At 32.3% G+C, this 2,970-nt stretch carries 2 protein-coding genes; both read left to right on the top strand.

Going from position 1 to position 2,970, the window contains the following annotated elements; all coding sequences use genetic code 11:
• Positions 1-59: 59 nt before the first annotated feature.
• Complete coding sequence (locus CN514_RS20780) at positions 60-1,886, top strand: polysaccharide biosynthesis protein (protein ID WP_098234217.1); 1,827 nt, start codon at positions 60-62, stop codon at positions 1,884-1,886.
• Between the two features lie 22 nt (positions 1,887-1,908).
• Positions 1,909-2,793 carry a UTP--glucose-1-phosphate uridylyltransferase GalU gene (gene galU / locus CN514_RS20775; RefSeq protein ID WP_098234216.1) on the top strand — a complete coding sequence of 295 codons (885 nt, stop codon included), beginning with the start codon at positions 1,909-1,911 and terminating at the stop codon, positions 2,791-2,793.
• The last annotated feature ends 177 nt before the right edge of the window (positions 2,794-2,970 follow it).

The raw sequence follows: 2,970 nt of genomic DNA, 5'->3' as shown, positions 1-2,970 counted from the left end.
CAATAGTTAAAGACTTTAAAAATTTTAGGCAAAAATCGTATAGAAAAGGAGTAAGTAATGTGACATATAGACAAAGAGTTTCTTTTATTATTTTCTTAGATTCATTTATTGTATTAACTTCAATTTTCTTTAGTCGATTTTTAGTAAACCCTGGAATTGGAGTTTTCAATTCACCAATCGTTATTAGCTCAATCACATTATTACTTAGCCATCATTTTTTTTCTTTTATATTTAAGCTATATAAGAAATCCTGGGAATATGCAAGCATAGGGGAATTAATTATTATCTTTGAAGCAATTACCTACTCAATTATTTGCGCTGCAATCGTACAGAAACTGACTATACACGAAATGTATTTCCGTCTACTTACTGTAACATGGTTTCTGCATATTTTGTTAATTGGAGGAACTCGTTTAGTTTGGAGAATATACACAGATTCGTTTAAGAAGAATACAGAGAATAAAAATAGAACACTTATTATTGGTGCCGGTGCTGCTGGGACGATGGTAGTTAGACAATTGTTAAAAAATAATGATTCAGAATTAATACCCGTAGCATTTATCGATGATAATGTAAAAAAACAAAATTTACATATATTAGGAATCCCTGTAGTGGGCGGGGTAAACCAGATTAACCATTATGTAAATATACTAGATATAAGCAATATAATAATTGCAATTCCGTCCTTAAGAAAAAAAGAGTTAAATAAAATTTTACAAGAATGTACTAAAACGAAAGCAAAAACAAAAATTCTACCTATGCTAGAGGATATTATGACTGGAAAAGTATCCGTAAACCAATTTCGTGACGTCCAGGTTGAAGACTTATTAGGGCGTGAGGCTGTTGAATTGGACATTGAAATGATCTCTGATTCAATAACAAACAAGGTTGTATTAGTAACAGGTGCAGGTGGATCAATTGGGTCGGAAATATGTAGGCAAGTATCAAAGTTTAATCCAAGTACTTTAATCTTATTAGGACATGGCGAAAATAGCATTTATACAATAAATATGGAATTAAAAGAGCAATTCGAAAATACTTCGATTGAATTTATTACAGAAATTGCAGACGTTCAAGACGAGAAGAAAATGATATCAATAATGAAAAAACATAGACCACATGTAATATACCATGCTGCCGCACATAAGCATGTTCCATTAATGGAGCAAAATCCTGAAGAGGCAGTTAAAAATAACATCATTGGAACAGTGAATGTTGCAACTGCCGCTAGTCTATATGATATTGAAACATTCGTTATGATTTCAACTGACAAAGCAGTAAATCCAACAAGTGTAATGGGGGCTACAAAAAGATTAGCAGAAATGATGATTCAATATTTTGATCGAAATAGTAAAACTAAATTTGTTGCTGTTCGATTTGGAAATGTCTTAGGTAGTCGGGGGAGTGTGATTCCCTTATTCAAGAAACAACTTGAAAAAGGTGGACCAATTACAGTAACACATCCAGATATGGTTAGGTATTTCATGACGATTCCTGAAGCATCAAAGCTTGTAATCCAGGCTGGGGCCCTAGCTAACGGAGGAGAAATATTTGTATTGGATATGGGTGAGCCTGTAAAAATTGTTGATCTTGCAAAAAACTTAATAAAATTTTCCGGTAACACAATTGATGAAATAGGAATTGAGTTTACTGGAATACGCCCGGGAGAAAAGCTTTTCGAAGAGTTATTGAATAAGGAAGAAGTGTATGAAGAGCAAATATACCCAAAAATTTATGTCGGAAAAACATCAAAATTATATATTGATGAAATCAATGAATTAATCTTAACGTATTCCACATTAGATCAGGAAATTCTCAAACGTAATTTACTGAATATTTCGAATGGTAAAGTAAAAGCAGTAGAAATACTTTCAATATCAGGCTAATTTTAAAGGAGTGTCCATATAAATGAAAGTAAAAAAGGCGATTATACCAGCAGCAGGATTAGGCACTAGATTTCTTCCTGCTACAAAAGCAATGCCGAAAGAAATGTTACCAATAGTTGATAAACCAACGATTCAATATATTGTAGAAGAAGCTATTGAGTCTGGTATAGAAGACATTATCATTGTTACGGGAAAAGGAAAGAGAGCAATTGAAGATCATTTTGATTATTCGTTTGAGTTAGAACAAAGCCTTTTGGATAAGGGGAAATATGATCTATTGTCAGAAGTTCAAAAGTCGTCTCAATTAGTTGATATTCATTATATTCGTCAAAAAGAGCCAAAGGGATTAGGACATGCAATTTGGTGTGCACGAAAGTTTATCGGTAATGAGCCATTTGCTGTATTGTTAGGTGACGATATTGTACAGGCTGACAAACCATGTTTAAGTCAAATGATTAACAAATATAATCGGTATAATTCATCAATATTAGGAGTTCAAACTGTACCACATAATGAGGTTTCAAGATACGGAATTGTAGGTGGAGTTCAAATTGGAACAGGTTTTCACAAAATTAAAAATTTAGTTGAAAAGCCTTCGCAAGAAGAGGCCCCATCAAATCTTGCAATTATGGGCCGTTATGTTTTAAGTCCAAAAATTTTTGAAATATTAAACGAATTAAAACCTGGAGCTGGAGGAGAAATTCAACTAACAGATGCGATTGCGGAGTTAAATCATTTAGAAGCTGTTTATGCATATGAATTTGAAGGCACTCGCTATGACGTAGGAGAAAAATTAGGTTTTATCAAAACAATTACAGAATTTGCATTACAACGGGATGATTTAAGAGATGATTTATTAAATTATCTTACTAGCATTATAGATAAAAATAAAACCGAAATGGTTTAAAAAGGAAAATTGGTAAAATTATGAAGAATATATTATATATTACAACTTTGAGTAGAACCATTAATGCCTTTTTAGTTCCGCATATTGAAAAGCTAATAAGTGAGGGGAATATTGTTGACTGTGCTTGTTCAGTAGATATTGAAATTGATAAAAATCTAACTGAAAAAGGTGTTAAAG

It is taken from the genome of Bacillus sp. AFS001701 (assembly GCF_002559405.1).
GTDB lineage: Bacteria > Bacillota > Bacilli > Bacillales > Bacillaceae_G > Gottfriedia.
This window is presented reverse-complemented; position numbering and strand designations above follow the sequence as displayed.

Coding starts and splice junctions, on each gene's coding strand:
- galU (WP_098234216.1), top strand. CDS start 1,909: ATGAAAGTAAAAAAGGCGATTATACCAGCAGCAGGATTAGGCACTAGA.